Below are 15,145 nucleotides of genomic sequence, written 5' to 3' on the forward strand. Positions count from 1 at the left end.
GCCGACACACACCGACTTTGCGTCGAACGGAGCGCCGCTCATCCAGGCTAGCTTTTACTGGCCGCTGCGCGATGGCAAGTGACAATCTGTAACGTTTCAGTATATAGGGTGTTCATCACCGATTGCCGACCTGCACGGCAACTGCTATGCGCCTGACGGGCGGGATGAATGGACAGAGATCAGACGGAAAAGGACGACGAGGGCTCGGGCCGGCCGACATTGAAGACGCTTGCCTTCATGACCGGGCTGGGCGTCACCACCGTGTCGCGGGCGTTGAAGGACGCGCCCGAGATCGGCGCCGAAACCAGGCGACGCGTCCAGCTCGTCGCCAGGCAGATTGGTTACCGGCCCAACCGCGCCGGTGTGCGGCTGCGGACCGGCAAGACCAACGTCATCAGCCTCGTGCTTAACACCGAGCGCGAGATCATGAGCTTTGTCTCGGACATCATCTACGGCGTCTCGGAAGTCATTGCCGACACACCCTATCACCTGATCGTCACGCCCTATTCACGCTCTCAGGATCCCCTGGACCCGATACGTTATCTGGTGGAAACCGGTTCCGCCGACGGCGTCATCATTTCGCGCACCCAGCCGAATGACCCCAGGGCCCGTTACATGCTCGAGCGTGGCATTCCCTTTGCCACGCATGGCCGCACCGACATGGGGCTGATCCACCCCTATCATGATTTCGACAATTACGCGTTCGCGACCGAGGCTGTGCGCCACCTGGCCGGCATCGGCCGCCGCAGGCTGGCTCTGCTGGCGCCTCCAGTCGAACTGACCTACCACAGTCATACGCTGAACGGCTTCACCGATGCGCTGAGCGAGGTCGGCGCCAGCGAGATCCCGTTCAACACCGTTTCGGTCGACCATTCGATCGATCAGATCAGGATGAGGACCGCGCAGCTGATGCGCCGCGACGTCAGGCCTGACGGTTTCGTCAGCAGTGCCGCTGCCGCGACACTCGCCATCGTCGCCGGCATCGAGGACGCCGGCCTCAAGCTCGGCCGCGATGTCGACGTGGTGTCCAAGCAGTCGTCCGACCTGCTGCACCTGTTCCGCAGGGAATTGCTGGTCGTCAACGAGAACTTCCGGCTGGCCGGCGCCGAGCTCGCCCGCTCAGTGTTGGGCTGGATCGGCGGCGCAACACCTGGCTCCTTGCAAAGCCTGAGCAAGCCTGGCGAGGTTACGGCCTATCGCCGTCCCGACTAGAGCGAATACCTTCAAATTGAACTGGGCATCCCGCTCCATCTATTTGTTTTAGTCGCATTTCTGCGGCGCCAAGTGATTCCACTGGCTGCAAAAAAATGCGCGCTGCTGACTGGCCTGGGGCCGACGATACGGACCGGCAGGTGCGGAACCTGGACCTTCAAAAGCGGACAGGGATGACGGCGACTGCCGTAAAATGGGGCATCGAAGATAGGTGGATGCACGGAGATGATGGGGCCACTCCAATCAGCTTCCCAATGCTAGCCTTACGGCTGAGATCTGAAGCGGTTCATCTCGGCCTCTAATCACATGAAATCCGAGGTTCTCCGCGACGACATGTGGAGGTAGAACACGGATACCGGCGAGAAGATCTGCGGAGACCAGGATAGGTTGACCGAGAGCCTTGGATAGCGACTCCAGACGTCCAGTGGTGTTCACGACATCGCCGAAATACGCGATCTTGTGTCGCTCAAGGCCAATCTCAGCGGTAACGACCGGGCCGCAATGCAGGACGGCGCGAAACTCCGGCACCTGTCCGAAACGCGCTTGCCACGCCGCCGCCTGATCCCTTATGACCGCCGCGAAGTCGAAGACGCAACGAAGACACGCGGCGTCCCGCATGCCGCGATCCATGGGCCAGGTGACCACCGCCATATCCCCGATGTAGTCGTCAATAGAGCCGTGGGAGCGACGAACAGGAGACGCAAGTGCGTTGAATATCTGTCCGAGGTAGGCCTGGGTCTCCAGATCTCCGTACCGATCCGCGAAGTGCGTGGAGCCACTGACATCGAGGAACAGAAAGATCCGCTCCTCCTTGATGGGACGGTGATAACGACCGAGAAGCAGGCTGGTGAACAGGCTTGGCCCGATAAGGTCACGTACTCGGAACACGAATGCGACGAGGGTGGAGACGCCGAGTGAATACAGAAGACCGGACTCCGACATCACCATGGCTTCGCGAGCGGTGCTCATATAGCCGAGGAGATGGTGAAGCGCTGTGCCAGCGGCGGCATTGCCGATCAAGATCGTCAATACGTAGGTTGCGATCGTAGCCACGACGAAGACCGGCGTTGCCGCTTGCCGGATCACATTGCGCCATCGGCGCAAGATAAAGCCGCGCTCATACAACAGAATAGGCGTGCCGATGAACACGCCCCTGACTGCGGAGTGCAGTGCTTCGACATCGAACATCAGTGCGTAGGCCAAGCCCGCTACTGCCCCCACAATGGGTGCGAGGAGCCACTGCAAAGGGCGACGAAAGCGGTCCCGGCCGCGCCAAATATTCATTTCGTATCGGAGGGATTGCCCCGGGTGTGATTTCATCAGTTTTTGCCTTGGGCATGGTCGATCATGTATCGTGGCATGGCCGTTTTGCTCAGGCTAGACTCGCCACCTGAATTATGGCGTCTGCAAATGCCTTCGGTGCTTCCTGAGGAAGATTATGCCCTACGCCGCCGGATATGAGCCGGTGCTCGTATTTGCCGGAGAACATCTTGGCGTAGGCGCTGGGGTCGGGATGCGGCGCGCCGTTGGCGTCGCCCTCCAGAGTGATCGTCGGCACTGCGATGACCGGAGCTTTCGCAAGTCGCTGCTCCAACTCGTCATATTGTGGCTCGCCTTCCGCCAACCCAAGCCGCCAGCGGTAGTTGTGTACTACGATGTCGACATGATCCGGATTGTCGAAGGCGGTGGCGCTGCGCTCGAAGGTGGCGTTGTCGAAATTCCACTGCGGAGAAGCGAGTTGCCAGATCAGCTTGGCAAAATCCCGCGTGTATTTCCCGTAGCCAGCGCGGCCCCGCTCAGTGGCGAAGTAATATTGGTACCACCATGGCAGCTCGGCCTTTGGCGGCAGAGGCAACTTGTTGGCCTCCTGGCTGCCGATCAGGTAGCCGCTGACCGAGACAAGGGCCTTGCAGCGTTCCGGCCACAGCGCCGCGACGATGTTGGCCGTGCGTGCGCCCCAGTCGCAACCGCCGACGATCGCCTTATCGATTTGCAGTGCATCCATCAGCGCAATGACATCAATCGCGACCACCGCCTGCTGGCCATTGCGTGGCGTTTTGTCGGAGAGGAACCGCGTGGTGCCATAGCCGCGTAGATATGGAACGACGACCCGAAAGCCTTTCGACGCCAAGATCGCCGCAACGTCGACATAGGTGTGGATGTCGTACGGCCATCCATGCAGGAGGATAACGACCAACCCTTTGCCAGGACCGACCTCGGCATATCCAATGTCGAGCACGCCAGCTTGAACCTGCTTCAACGGACCGAACGACGTGTTTGCTTGTGGTTCGATTGTGCTGGCGTCCGGTTTCGTAATGCTGGACTGCGCATTTGCCGAGCCCGTCATGGCAAACTGAGCGGCCGCAACGGTGGTGACGGCCACGCCCAACAAGTGGCGTCGATGGAGGTCGATCTGTTCGGTCATAGTGGTTTGTATCCGTTGATAAGGCATGGTGCCTGGTGGAGGATTATCTTCGGTCGACTGCCACATCGGACACGTTGACCGTGATAGGTGCGAATGCTTGGTTTGCGACCCCCTCGGCGTCATGCAGGAGCACACGCCGCCGTGTCGGGAATACGAACCCGTCAAAGGTTTTGTGGTCATAAGCGTAGTGTGCGACCGGCGGGTTTCCCGTCACGTCGGGCGAATAGTCCATGCGCCGCTGCATAAACGCATCGTCGAAATAAAAGACCTGATCGGCGTTATGGTTGGCGATGGTCTTAGGGAACGTGACGGCCAGCCGTCGCCACGTTTGCGCGCCCTCTCTCCAGGGGGCGATTTCTCGTGCTTCGACACCGGGCAGGGTGAAGACGAACGGCGCCGTGAGGTAGTTCCATACGGCGGCGCTCGTGAAGTACGCCACCTGGATCGCATCCCAGGGTGTGCTGCCATCCAGAAAGGGCAGCGGAAATGAGCCACGTGGATTGAAACGTTCCTCGATGATGCGGCCGTCGCGCGTAGCGATAGCGATCCGTTCGGGACCGACATCCAGCACGGACATACGGTCTGGCGCTGTGAAGGGCGCAAAAACGATGCGCTCGCGATGTGGATCGAGCGTGACCGTCTGCTTGGAATAGATGTCCGGCCAGCCCCTTGCAGCCCAAAATACGCCCCCGAGCGACATTTCCGCAGTGATGCTTGTAACGTTACCCCAGTTCTGCAAACCGCCATGCGCCTCTAGAACCGCCGTCAAAAGCTTGTCCATTTGATTCTCCTCTGGCGCGTTACCAGGCTGCCCCACTGAGTTTTCGCTTGGTTAGGCGGCCACGGCGATGCCGGACCGCGCCGGCGAGGCGTTGAGCGAAAGATTTGGGATGAGTTTCTGCCGCGCCGCTTCATAGGCGTGCCAGTCGGCGACGTCGGGAAGCGAGGGAATAGTCACCAACTCGCCCTGGTCGAGGCCGGCAACGGCCGCGTCGACGAGGTCATCGGACTGCATGATCGCCTTGCTCGGCAGATCGTCGAGTGAACCTCCTGATACGTCCCAGAAATTGGTGGCGATGGCGCCGGGCAGAACCGCCTGGATGCGCAGCTTCTTGTCCGCAAGCTCCTTGTGGAGCGACAGGCTGAAAGCGAGCACAAAGGCTTTCGTCGCACCATAGACACCGTTGAGGATTTCCGGCGCGATGGCGACTGCTGACGAGATGTTGATGATTGTGCCGCCGCCTCGCGCCACAAAGGCCGGAGCCGCTGCATAAGTCAGGCGGGTCAACGCCGTGATGTTGAGCCCGATCATCGCTTGCATCTTGTCGATGTCGGATTCCAGGAGCGGCGCGACAGCGCCGATGCCAGCGTTATTGACCAACATCGTGATGGCGGGATCGGCGCCGAGCAAGGTCTCGATCCGGCCCAGATCCGCCTTGTCGTTGAGGTCAGCCGCAACGGTGTTGACGCTGCAATTCGTTGAGCCGGCGATGTGCCTGGCCACTTTGTCCAGCCTCTCCAGGCTGCGCGCCACGAGAATGAGGTCATAGCCGCGGCGCGCGAGCCGGTCGGCGTAGATCGCTCCAATCCCGGCGGAAGCGCCGGTCACCATCGCGATGCCCATTTTGGAATACGTCATGATTGCTCTCCCATTCGATTGCGCTGGCAACTGCGCGTCAAACCATCAGCCGCAAACCTGGCTTGGATCGCCGGCTAAGTTTGGCGGCGGGACGGTGACCCGTCCCGCTCACCCAATTTCGGTTGCTGCTTAAAGCGGCAGCGGCTTGCCCGCCTGCTCCGCCACCATGTACTTGGCGTACCAGTCCGGCCAATTCTCATCGCGTTGGCCGCCGTTGCGCTTCTCGTGCTCGCCGTGGGCTAACCCCGCGCGCCACATTGCGGCCGCAAGGTCCGCTACCGAAGCATAGTCCGTCGTATTGGAATCGACCCGGCCAGGGAGCCGGGTGGTGACCTCCTGCAGCAGCCACTCGTTGCCGTCTGGATCCTTGAAGGTTGCGTAAGAGGAATAGCTCTGCCGCTCCGGATGCCTGCCGCTGACCGCTGGTTTGCCCGGACCGGCGCGGTGGAACACTTCGCTCACCTCGACGCCGTGGCCAATGAGTTCGGCGCGCGCGGCGTCAATGTCCGACACGACGAGGAAAAGCCCGCTTGCGGAGCCGGGCGCGGCCGGCGTGATGCCGGTGCCGAAATGGATCGAGGCCGGCGAGCCCGGAGGCGTGAACTGCATCGCCCGGAACGCGTCGCCGACGACGAAGTCGCCGTCGAGCCTCCAGCCCAGGCCTTCGTAAAACTGCTTGGAGCGTGCTGCGTCCGAAACTGGGATAACCACGGCCTCGAGCTTCATGTCGAGCGTCCGCGTTTCGATCGGTTTTTCGCTATGCGTCTGAGTGGTGCTGCTCATGTCGATCTCCTTAGGTTTAACCTGTTGAGCGTTGAACGCGTCCGGGCTGGGGCCTGGTACGCGCGCCTCAGAAATCTTGTCGGAGCGGTCGGAACGCCGCACGCAATTCGGCGGAAAACAGTTCGGGCTGCTCCCAGGCGGCGAAATGACCGCCCTTGTCGACCTCATGAAAGTAAATCAGGTTTGGATAGGCGCGCCGGGCCCACGTCTCCGGGGCCAGATAAGTTTCCTCCGGAAAGACCGTGATGGCCACCGGCAGCGCGATCTCGAGGGTCCGCTCCACGGCCGCAAAAACAACGCTGCGTCCACCGTACTCCCAGTACAGCCGCCCTGCTGAGGTCGCGCTGTTGCTCAGCCAGTACTGCGTAATGTCGTCCAGCACCTCGTCCGGGGTCTTTTCGGGATCGCTGTTGTCGTATGTCCAGCGCGAGAAGCCCGGATGTCCGAGCATCCACGCCGCGAGGCCTGTGGGAGAGTCATTGATGGCGTAGCCGATCGTCTGCGGCCGGGTGCCCATCATCGTAGCGTAGGATCTGTTCCCCATCTTGGCACCAGCGCTGAGCGCGTCAAACGCTGCGCGTTCCTTATCCGTGAGTCCCGTTGGCGCTGGCCCGCCGACGGCGAGCACCGCGGCAATCTCGGGCGGCACCACCGCCGGCAAGTTAATATGAATGCCGAGCAGACCTGTCGGCGCCTGGCGCGCCATCGCGCTGGAGACGGGGGAGCCCCAGTCGCCACCCTGTGCGACGTAGCGGGTGTAACCCAGGCGCTTCATCAGCTCCGCCCAGGTTTGCGCGATGCGATCCGGTCCCCAACCCGTCTCTGTCGGTTTGCCGGAGAAGCCATATCCCGGCATCGAAGGCAGGACGAGATCGAACGCGTCCTCCGCTCGTCCGCCATGAGCTGTGGGATCCGCCAGCGGGCCCACGGTCTTGAGCAGTTCGAACACCGACCCGGGCCAGCCATGCGTCATGATCAGCGGCAAAGCATTGGGATGCTTCGAGCGGACGTGAATGAAGTGAATGTCCACGCCGTCGATCGTTGTCATGAATTGAGGCAGGGTGTTGAGCTTGGCCTCGGCCTTTCGCCAGTCGTAGCCGGTGCCCCAATACTTGACGAGCGGCTTCAGCTTCGCCAACTGTATGCCCTGCGACTGGTCATCGACCGTCTCGCGATCCGGCCACCGTGTTTCGGCGATGCGCCGACGAAGGTCTTCGAGCGCCGCTTGCGGGATGCCGACGGTGAAGGGCCGGATCGAGCGATCTTCGGCCGCACTGGCGTTGGCCAAGGCGGAAAAGATGCAAAGCCCGAATGCCAGCACGGTCGCCAACTTGTGGAGCTTCATGGCTGAATCTCCTTGCCCGGCGAGTGGAACGTCACCGTTTGCTTGGTGAAGACGTTACCTTCGGCGTCCACCACCTCGACTAGGACCTTGTGCTGTCCGCGCGGCATGCCCACCAGGATGATGGTGTCGCTCTGACCGTAGTCCGCCCACGCCCATGGCAGGTCGTCGACGGTGAGGTGCAGATGCCCGACGCGCGGAGACACATTGCGCGCGGCCGGCCCACCGACAGGCAGGATGCGCAGGTTCTCCACCCGGTACGGGATGAACACCACGCCCCCGGCCAACGGACCCGGAAGCGGCGGCTCCACGATCAGCTTTGGGGCGGGCTCGTTGTCGATGGGCACGACCGTGCTCTGGGCGAACGCACCCGTGGCGAACACGGTGCAAGCCGCGAGTGCGGTGAGCGTCTGGATGAGAAGGTTCATTGCATTCTCTCCTTTTGGAGATGCGCTGGGGGTTAATCGCCAGGCGGAGGATGACGCGCACGTCCGGCGCGCCATCCCCGCTCAACACTTCACGCCGTCCGCAACGTCTTGAACGATGCGCGCACGTCGTCGGTGAAGTACTTCGGCTGTTCCCATGCCGCGAAGTGGCAGCCCTTGGGCGGGTGGCCGTAATGCAGGAGCTTCGGGAACGCGCGCTCGGTCCAACTCTTCGGCGCCGTGTAGATCTCGCTGGGGTTCGCGCTCACGCCGACGGGAATGGTGATGCCTTTGGCGTCGAAGAAGCCCGCCTTCGCCGTTTGCCGGTGTTCCCAATAGAGCCGGGCCGACGAGATGGCCGTGTTGGTCAGCCAATAGAGCGTGATGTTGTCGAGGATGTCGTCGCGGGTAAGGCCCTCCGGCTCCCCATCGAAGGAGCGGGCTATCAGTGCATAACTGTCCGCATCGTGATCGAGAATCCATGACGCCAGGCCGACCGGTGAATCGACGAGCCCGTAAAGCGTCTGCGGACGAAGCGCCATCTCGTTGGCATAGCCCAGGCCGAACTTGTAAAAGAAGGCGACCTGCTCGTAGGCGCGCTTTTCGTCGGGCCCGAGATCGGCGGGAGGCGGACTGCCGGCGGCAAGCGCCTTCACAATCTCGGGCGGAATGGTCGCTGGCATATTGGTGTGGATGGCGATCAGCTCGGGAGGCGCCATCAGAGCCATCTGTTCGGTGATGAGAGCCCCCCAGTCGCCGCCCTGTGCAACAAACCGGTTATAGCCCAGGCGCTTCATCAGCACGGTCCACGCTTTCGCGATGCGCGCCGGATCCCAACCGGGTTGGGTCGGTTTGGCGGAAAAGCCGTAGCCCGGCATCGACGGGATCACCACGTCGAACGCGTCGGCCGCGGTTCCGTCATGCGCCGTGGGGTTCGTGAGCGGATCGATGACCTTCAGCAGCTCGATGACCGAACCGGGCCAGCCGTGCGTGATGATGACCGGCAGCGCACCCTGATGGCTTGATTTCACGTGGATGAAGTGGATGTCCAGCCCGTCGATCTCGGTGACGAAATGCGGCAGCGACTTCAGCTGCGCCTCGCACTTGCTCCAATCATATTCCGTTCCCCAGTACTGAATGAGCTTCTGCATCGTCGCGAGTTGCACGCCTTGTGTGTCGCCTGCCGCCAACGTCGCCGAAGTCCGCCGAGAAGCTGCTTCGGACACCAACTCGTGATCGGGCCAGCGCGTGGCGGCGATGCGACGGCGTAGCTCGTCGATCTCCTCCTGCGGGAAGCTGACGGTGAAGGGGCGGATTGAACCGGCATCGGCCGCGGCCGCCGGCTGAGACGAGGTGAAGTTGAACGCGGCAGCACCTGCCGAAGTGGCAAGCAATGCGGTGGCCGATGTGGCAAGAAAGTCGCGCCGATTTGGCGCCGGTGATGCCGTGGACATGATCAGTCTCCTTCGTTGCGCGATGCCATTAGAGGGGTTGAACACTTTAGTTGTGCTCTCACTCCAGTGCGCGCTCCATCGGACGTAGGTTGGTCGTGACCGCGTGTTCGTTTATGGCGGTCATACCTAGGTTTATAGGCCTCGACGGCCCCGAGCGTCCCTCGGTTGAACGGATGCGCTTCGACGATTGGACTTTGCGGTCTGCTGAGCCTGATCGTGCCCAGCGATCGGCGACGCGCTAGTCGCTCTCACCGGCATTGTTTTTCAATGCAACGTCGAGGCAGCGAGACAGCGTGTCGCCGTCAAAAGGCTTGCTCAAAAAGCAGACGGCGCCTCGAACCAGCGCTTGAGCGCGCGCCTTTTCATCGGGAAAGGCCGTGATGAAAATGATGGGCGTTTTATGTCCACGCGAGCGCAAGACATCGTGCAACTCGATTCCGCTCATCTCCGGCATCTGGATGTCTGAAATCAGACACAAGGTTTGAGTCAGTTGTTCCGAGTGCAAGAACGCACGTGCGGATGGGAACGCGTGGGCGACAAACCCAAGCGACCGTACAAGACTCGCAGTTCCGCTTCGGATGGATTCGTCATCGTCGACGATTGAAATAACGGGGGTGTCTGGCAAGCGATTGGCCCATCTATGCACACCGACAATGGTACGAGTCGGCTGTGTTCGAAAGTCATACATAGATATGAGGCTACGAGGACATTTCCCGGCCGATACCGAGTGCTTCGGCCATTTTGACCAGGTCCGCGAGCGATTTCGCACGCATCTTCTTCATCGCATGGCCGCGATGAATCTTAACCGTAATCTCGCTGAGGCCGATGTGAGCGGCGATCTGTTTGTTCATTAAGCCAGTAGCGACGAGCGCCATCACCTCCTGTTCGCGCGACGTCAGGCTGTCGAACAGGCCCTTTAAGTCGAGCCGTGCGCGATCGGCATCCAGTCTGGCCCGGTCGCGGGTGATCGCGGCGGTGACGGCATCCAACATATCCTGGTCGCGAAACGGCTTGGTGATGAAGTCGACGGCGCCGGCTTTCATAGCCCGTACGGACATGGGGATATCGCCGTGTGCAGTGATGAAGATGATGGGAATATGGACATCGGCCTTGGTCAACTCGGCATGAAGCTCAAAGCCGCTCAACCCCGGTAGCCGAACATCGAGAACCAGGCAGCTCGGGATCGGAGGCAGCTTGCTTTGCATGAGTTCGTTCGCCGAATGGAATAGTTCGGCGCGCAAACCGACCGAGCGGAATAACAGGCCGAGCGCGTCGCGGATTCCGGCGTCGTCATCGATCACATAGACAGCAGGCTCGACTTCTGTCGTCGGCTGCAAACTGTTCGGTGCGACTTTGATCACAGACGGATCCTCGTCATGCGGAGACAGAGCGAATTGCGCTAAAATGAAATATGGCACCCCGGGGCGTGTTCGGGGCCGCCCACAACCGCCCATCGTGGGCTTCGACGATCGATCTGCAGATCGACAGGCCCATCCCCATGCCGTCGGGCTTTGTCGTGAAGAGCGGGTTGAATATTCGATCCACGTCTTGCGGACCAATTCCTGTTCCAGTGTCCGCAACCGAAACTGTTACGTGGCCATCGTCATGCAACTTGGATTTCACGGACAGCACCCGCGCCCCGCCGACCGCAGCCATGGAATCGATGGCGTTCGTGATCAGGTTTACAAGCAACTGCTGTAGCTGGATTCGATCACCTGTTACCCGCGGCAGGCGTTCATCCAGCTCGGCTTCGACCATTATCCGGTGTTTCGCCAGACCCTCTCGCACCAGGGTGAGTGTTTCCCCGATAAGGCCGTTGAGGTCGAGCGGAGCTCGCTTGCGGTCTTCTTTCTTGAAGATCGTTCTAATTCCGTCGATCACCGCAGCCGCGCGATGACCACCGGCGATAATCTGCTTGAATGCCTCCTTTGCTTCCTCCAGATCGGGCATCGAGCGACCGAGAAAGCGCAAGCCCGCATCGGCGCTCGTTATCATGCCAGATAGAGGTTGTTTGACTTCATGCGCAACCGTGGCCGCGACTGCGTCGCCGGTTACCAGCCGCGCCTCGCGCTCGTGACGCTGGCCACGGACCGCTCCGAGAAGCCGCGTATAAAGGGTTGTTATCTCATGAAGCAGAACCATAAGGACGAGACCGCTGGACAGAACTCCGAAGATGCGGACGGTATACCAGCCAAGGCTGAAGCGGGCCGGATCGGGGTAATAGCTTAAAGGCATCTCTATCGTGAATAAGATCATGACGACCATCAACCAAAGATCGAGCATTGAGTGTCGCCGGATCCAGAGCACGACGATGGCGACGATACTCAACAACGCGACCGGCGCACCCACATAGGGCCACACCGGGCTAAGGCGAGTGGAATCGAGGGTCACGCGCGGTAACGACGCTTCGCCCGCTATGAAAAGAAAAGACGCTAACGAGACCACAGCTGCAGTCAGGGCGACACTGACAGCGATCTGCCCCCGCACGGTACCCTGTCGAAATCGTTTGCTGGGGTTCGAGCCCTTTGAGAGGGCATAGCCTATGACAAATAGGGGAAAGCCAGCGTGCTGGAAAAAGTAGATCCATGACGTACTCTGCATGCCGCCCACCAGGCCGCCCTTTGGCGTGAACAGACCTGGAAATGCCAGAACAAACGGGATCAGCATGAGCGCTGTAAAGAGATATCCGCTTGCAATCAGGAGCGTGGCACGTGAGCGCAGGATGGAAAACTGAGTGTACAGGAGGATTGCGGTGATCGAATCGTTCACGAACATCGCTGTCGCATAGGCAGGGACGAAGGCGTCGACCCGGCTCAGATGGATGCCCGAGAGCGGACTAACAGTGATCAACACGTAGACGGCCAACAGGCCAAGCACAAAAACGAGAGCGAGCTGCTTCTGCGCCTGACTTGGCGGCAAGCTCGAGAGGACGAAAAAATCGTCCTCTGGGACTGTCACGACTGTCCTCTCCATAAGATACTCATCGCAGCGGCTGCAGCGCGCGGCACGAAAGTCATGGCGCTCGAAAATGATAAAGCTATTTTGCCTGAACTCATCGTCATTCTACCACCCGGGCTGCCAAGTAACAACGAACCAGGAGGCGCGTCAGCGAGATCGCACTTTCCTGCCAATGACCCGATCTCGAACGTGGATCTTCCCCGATCGGCGATTGGGCCGTGGCCCATCAAAACCGAGCAGCGGCGGATTGGGCTGCCCTGCTTGTTCGGCTTGTGCCCGGATCGACTCGAGTCCGTAGGCTCGGGCGCACAAAGATTCGTCAGCGCGTGCCAATGACCGCAATGGGTCCGGCTCCGGCTGCTCGGTGTTGGGCTGGAACGGCGGCGCAACACCTGGCTCCTTGCAGAGCCTGAGCAAGCCGACCGGGGGTTCTGGCCTATCGCGCTCCTGACTGATCTTTTTGTTCAAGCATCGGATTTTTTCCCAAACCAGAAGTCACAGATGCGTGCCTGGCGGCCGCTCTGCCCCGGGTTCTCTGGAACCCGACCCGAATGCATCGTCCCGTCAACATATGTTGACACGAGACGATTTCGTCAACTAATGTTGACGCATGATCGATGTCCGCCAACTGCCCACACCTGACCAGCCGGAGGAAGCATTGGCTGCGGTCGTTGCGCTTCGGCGAGCGGCTGACCTATTGGAGCGTAGAGCGGTCAACTATGTCTGCTTTTGGAAGGCGATCGACAGCTCGAACGACGCCCATTGCGGCGCAAAGCGGAACGGCGCTTAAGCCGTGTTTCGGGCTTTTGATCCGAGTTCCCGTGCTAGCTCAACGAATGCTCTGTGCGCCGCGGATGGATTCCGTCGTCCCGGGTAATAGATGCAGAGTTCGTCGGAAGGCGGCAGCCATTCCTTCAGAACGCTGATCAACCGCCCTGCCTCAATATCCTCGCGCACGTCACGTTCCATTACGTAGCCCAGCGCCACGCCTTCGAGCACTGTGCCGCGGGACAGGCTTGCCTCATCCAAAGTCATCGGTCCGTTCACATCGATCAATAGCGGTTCCCCATCCTTCTCGAAGCGCCAGCGAAAGAGCGCGCCATTCGGCAGCCGGATACGGATACACCGATGTTGAAGGAGGTCAGTCGGTGTGGAAGGCGTACCATAGCTTTTGAAATAGTCGGGCGAGCCTATGACCACATTTCTCTGCGGCCGACCCAGCGAGATCGCAATCATGTCACTCGGCACGAGGGTGGCGCGACGCACGCCCAGGTCGAATCCTTCCGCGACGATGTCCAAGAGCCGTCCCTCGGTGACCAGATCGATATGGACCTGCGGGTAACGCCTGATGAACTCCAGAAGCAGGGGTGAAAGGATTTCTCGCGCGGCAGTGGCATAGGAATTGATGCGGAGCGTTCCCGTGGGGTTTGCCTGCTTTGAGCGCGCTTCATCCATGGCACCATGGATGTCCTGCAACGCTGGACGGACGCTCTCGACGAACAGGCGACCGGCATCCGACAGAGATACGCTGCGGGTGGTTCGGTTGAGCAAGCGAACGCCAAGGTGGGCCTCCAGCTTGCCGACGGCATTGCTAAGGGCAGTCGTCGACATTCCCAGTTCAAGCGCCGCGCCGCGGAAAGAGGATCTGCGAGCAACGGCTACGACAGCTTCCAGATCGTGAAGGCCTGGTCTCGCCATTATCCCACTTTCCGCAATTCGACATCCATACTTATCCCAATTATCCGAACATCGAAATACGCCTACTTGTGGAGCGAACAATTCCCCAGAGGAGATGAGAGATGCAACTGCCTCAGGCGATCCAGGCTTATTTCGAAGCGGATCGGAAGAACAACTGCGAGGCTCTGCTGGCCTGTTTCGCGCCGAGCGCCGCTATCCATGACGAGGGCCGCTCCCACTCCGGGCACTATGCCATCGGCAATTGGTGGGAATGGTCGAAAGCCAGGTATCGGCACGTCGCCGATCCGCTCGAAGCCCTCACTGACGAGCACGGGACGAAGGTGATCGCCAAAGTCACTGGCGAGTTTCCCGGCAGCCCTGCAAATCTCACCTACATCTTCCGTCTGATGGGCGACAAGATCGCAGCCTTGGAGATCGGCGCATGAGCGACTTCCTGAACCTGTCAGGCAAGCGCGCCCTGATCACTTCCGGCACAAAGGGAGCCGGTGCCGCAACCGTCGACCTGTTCCGCAAACTCGGCGCGCGTGTGCTGACGACGGCCCGCTCGTTCCCCGCGAACTCTTCGGCGGAGCTTTTCGTGGCTGCCGATCTTTCCACCAGCGAAGGCTGCTTCACGGTGGCCGAAGCTGTCAGGGGTAAGTTGGGCGGCGTCGACATTATCGTTCACATGCTCGGCGGTTCTTCCTCGCCGGCAGGCGGCTTCTCGGCGCTGGGCGACAGTGATTGGCACAAGGAACTCAATCTCAACCTGTTTCCCGCCGTGCGGCTCGACCGAGAACTGATACCGGGAATGATCGCGCAGGGAAGCGGCGTGGTGATCCACGTCTCTTCCATCCAGAGGCTGCTTCCCCTGCCGGAAGCCACGACCGCGTACGCCGCGGCGAAGGCGGCGTTGTCGACCTACAGCAAAAGCCTCTCCAAGGAGGTGTCGCCGAAAGGCGTGCGTGTCGTTCGCGTGTCACCAGGCTGGATTGAAACCGAGGCCTCCGTCGAGCTCGCCCGACGTCTCGCGGATGAGGCAGGCACCGACGTCGAAGGCGGCATGAACATCATAATGGACTCCCTCGGTGGAATCCCCCTCGGTCGCCCCTCAAGCCCTGCCGAGATCGCCAATCTCGTCGCCTTTCTGTCTTCCGATCGTGCCTCTTCGATCACGGGTGCGGAGTACACAATCGACGGAGGAACCGTGCCTACAGTGTAAAAAAGGCC

General features: G+C 60.6%; 15 protein-coding genes. 3 read left to right on the top strand and 12 right to left on the bottom strand.

The annotated features are described in order from the left end of the window. Positions 1 to 168 precede the first annotated feature (168 nt). Positions 169 to 1,212 (top strand): LacI family transcriptional regulator, encoded by a 1,044-nt coding sequence (locus AC0L2M_RS17040; protein WP_473535428.1) that lies wholly within the window; start codon positions 169 to 171, stop codon positions 1,210 to 1,212. 243 nt (positions 1,213 to 1,455) lie between these two features. Here AC0L2M_RS17040 and AC0L2M_RS17045 read toward each other — a convergent pair whose 3' ends face one another. The 12 genes from AC0L2M_RS17045 to AC0L2M_RS17100 form a co-directional block, all read right to left on the bottom strand. Beyond that, positions 1,456 to 2,415, bottom strand: coding sequence for an adenylate/guanylate cyclase domain-containing protein (locus tag AC0L2M_RS17045; RefSeq protein ID WP_473535429.1), 960 nt, complete (start codon positions 2,413 to 2,415; stop codon positions 1,456 to 1,458). Between the two features lie 169 nt (positions 2,416 to 2,584). Then, positions 2,585 to 3,637 carry an alpha/beta fold hydrolase gene (locus AC0L2M_RS17050; protein WP_473535430.1) on the bottom strand — a complete coding sequence of 351 codons (1,053 nt, stop codon included), beginning with the start codon at positions 3,635 to 3,637 and terminating at the stop codon, positions 2,585 to 2,587. Positions 3,638 to 3,680: 43 nt separating this feature from the next. Further along, entirely contained in the window at positions 3,681 to 4,418 is a 738-nt protein-coding gene (locus tag AC0L2M_RS17055) for a hypothetical protein (RefSeq protein ID WP_473535431.1), read from the bottom strand. Between the two features lie 51 nt (positions 4,419 to 4,469). Continuing rightward, entirely contained in the window at positions 4,470 to 5,276 is an 807-nt protein-coding gene (locus AC0L2M_RS17060) for an SDR family NAD(P)-dependent oxidoreductase (protein WP_473535432.1), read from the bottom strand. Between the two features lie 129 nt (positions 5,277 to 5,405). After that, positions 5,406 to 6,059, bottom strand: coding sequence for a VOC family protein (locus AC0L2M_RS17065; protein WP_473535433.1), 654 nt, complete (start codon positions 6,057 to 6,059; stop codon positions 5,406 to 5,408). Between the two features lie 67 nt (positions 6,060 to 6,126). Then, entirely contained in the window at positions 6,127 to 7,404 is a 1,278-nt protein-coding gene (locus tag AC0L2M_RS17070) for an epoxide hydrolase family protein (RefSeq protein ID WP_473535434.1), read from the bottom strand. Then, complete coding sequence (locus tag AC0L2M_RS17075; RefSeq protein WP_077380650.1) at positions 7,401 to 7,829, bottom strand: DUF6130 family protein; 429 nt, start codon at positions 7,827 to 7,829, stop codon at positions 7,401 to 7,403. Before AC0L2M_RS17075 ends, AC0L2M_RS17070 begins: the two co-directional genes overlap by 4 nt. 89 nt (positions 7,830 to 7,918) lie before the next feature. Then, positions 7,919 to 9,280: an epoxide hydrolase family protein gene (locus tag AC0L2M_RS17080; protein WP_473535435.1), complete on the bottom strand. Its 1,362-nt coding sequence runs from the start codon at positions 9,278 to 9,280 to the stop codon at positions 7,919 to 7,921. 238 nt (positions 9,281 to 9,518) lie between these two features. Further along, a complete protein-coding gene (locus AC0L2M_RS17085; RefSeq protein WP_473535436.1) occupies positions 9,519 to 9,968 on the bottom strand; it encodes a response regulator transcription factor in 450 nt (149 codons plus the stop codon). Positions 9,969 to 9,978: 10 nt separating this feature from the next. Next, positions 9,979 to 10,641, bottom strand: a complete 663-nt coding sequence (locus tag AC0L2M_RS17090; RefSeq protein WP_473535437.1) for a response regulator transcription factor — start codon at positions 10,639 to 10,641, stop codon at positions 9,979 to 9,981. A 13-nt stretch (positions 10,642 to 10,654) separates the two neighbouring features. After that, positions 10,655 to 12,238: an MASE4 domain-containing protein gene (locus AC0L2M_RS17095; protein WP_473535438.1), complete on the bottom strand. Its 1,584-nt coding sequence runs from the start codon at positions 12,236 to 12,238 to the stop codon at positions 10,655 to 10,657. A gap of 786 nt (positions 12,239 to 13,024) precedes the next feature. Further along, a complete protein-coding gene (locus tag AC0L2M_RS17100; RefSeq protein WP_473535439.1) occupies positions 13,025 to 13,936 on the bottom strand; it encodes a LysR family transcriptional regulator in 912 nt (303 codons plus the stop codon). 101 nt (positions 13,937 to 14,037) lie between these two features. Here AC0L2M_RS17100 and AC0L2M_RS17105 point away from each other — a divergent pair, with 101 nt between their 5' ends. Next, positions 14,038 to 14,361, top strand: coding sequence for a nuclear transport factor 2 family protein (locus tag AC0L2M_RS17105; protein WP_473535440.1), 324 nt, complete (start codon positions 14,038 to 14,040; stop codon positions 14,359 to 14,361). Continuing rightward, entirely contained in the window at positions 14,358 to 15,137 is a 780-nt protein-coding gene (locus AC0L2M_RS17110) for an SDR family oxidoreductase (protein WP_473535441.1), read from the top strand. Before AC0L2M_RS17105 ends, AC0L2M_RS17110 begins: the two co-directional genes overlap by 4 nt. Positions 15,138 to 15,145: the final 8 nt, after the last annotated feature.

It is taken from the genome of Mesorhizobium sp. WSM4806, assembly GCF_055811635.1.

What these genes read in the sequence shown, in the direction of transcription:
- AC0L2M_RS17055 (WP_473535431.1), bottom strand. Translation starts at nt 4,418, where the DNA reads ATGGACAAGCTTTTGACGGCGGTTCTAGAGGCGCATGGCGGTTTGCAG.
- AC0L2M_RS17105 (WP_473535440.1), top strand. Translation starts at nt 14,038, where the DNA reads ATGCAACTGCCTCAGGCGATCCAGGCTTATTTCGAAGCGGATCGGAAG.
- AC0L2M_RS17040 (WP_473535428.1), top strand. Translation starts at nt 169, where the DNA reads ATGGACAGAGATCAGACGGAAAAGGACGACGAGGGCTCGGGCCGGCCG.
- AC0L2M_RS17080 (WP_473535435.1), bottom strand. Translation starts at nt 9,280, where the DNA reads ATGTCCACGGCATCACCGGCGCCAAATCGGCGCGACTTTCTTGCCACA.
- AC0L2M_RS17100 (WP_473535439.1), bottom strand. Translation starts at nt 13,936, where the DNA reads ATGGCGAGACCAGGCCTTCACGATCTGGAAGCTGTCGTAGCCGTTGCT.
- AC0L2M_RS17075 (WP_077380650.1), bottom strand. Translation starts at nt 7,829, where the DNA reads ATGAACCTTCTCATCCAGACGCTCACCGCACTCGCGGCTTGCACCGTG.
- AC0L2M_RS17110 (WP_473535441.1), top strand. Translation starts at nt 14,358, where the DNA reads ATGAGCGACTTCCTGAACCTGTCAGGCAAGCGCGCCCTGATCACTTCC.
- AC0L2M_RS17060 (WP_473535432.1), bottom strand. Translation starts at nt 5,276, where the DNA reads ATGACGTATTCCAAAATGGGCATCGCGATGGTGACCGGCGCTTCCGCC.
- AC0L2M_RS17050 (WP_473535430.1), bottom strand. Translation starts at nt 3,637, where the DNA reads ATGACCGAACAGATCGACCTCCATCGACGCCACTTGTTGGGCGTGGCC.
- AC0L2M_RS17085 (WP_473535436.1), bottom strand. Translation starts at nt 9,968, where the DNA reads ATGTATGACTTTCGAACACAGCCGACTCGTACCATTGTCGGTGTGCAT.
- AC0L2M_RS17070 (WP_473535434.1), bottom strand. Translation starts at nt 7,404, where the DNA reads ATGAAGCTCCACAAGTTGGCGACCGTGCTGGCATTCGGGCTTTGCATC.
- AC0L2M_RS17065 (WP_473535433.1), bottom strand. Translation starts at nt 6,059, where the DNA reads ATGAGCAGCACCACTCAGACGCATAGCGAAAAACCGATCGAAACGCGG.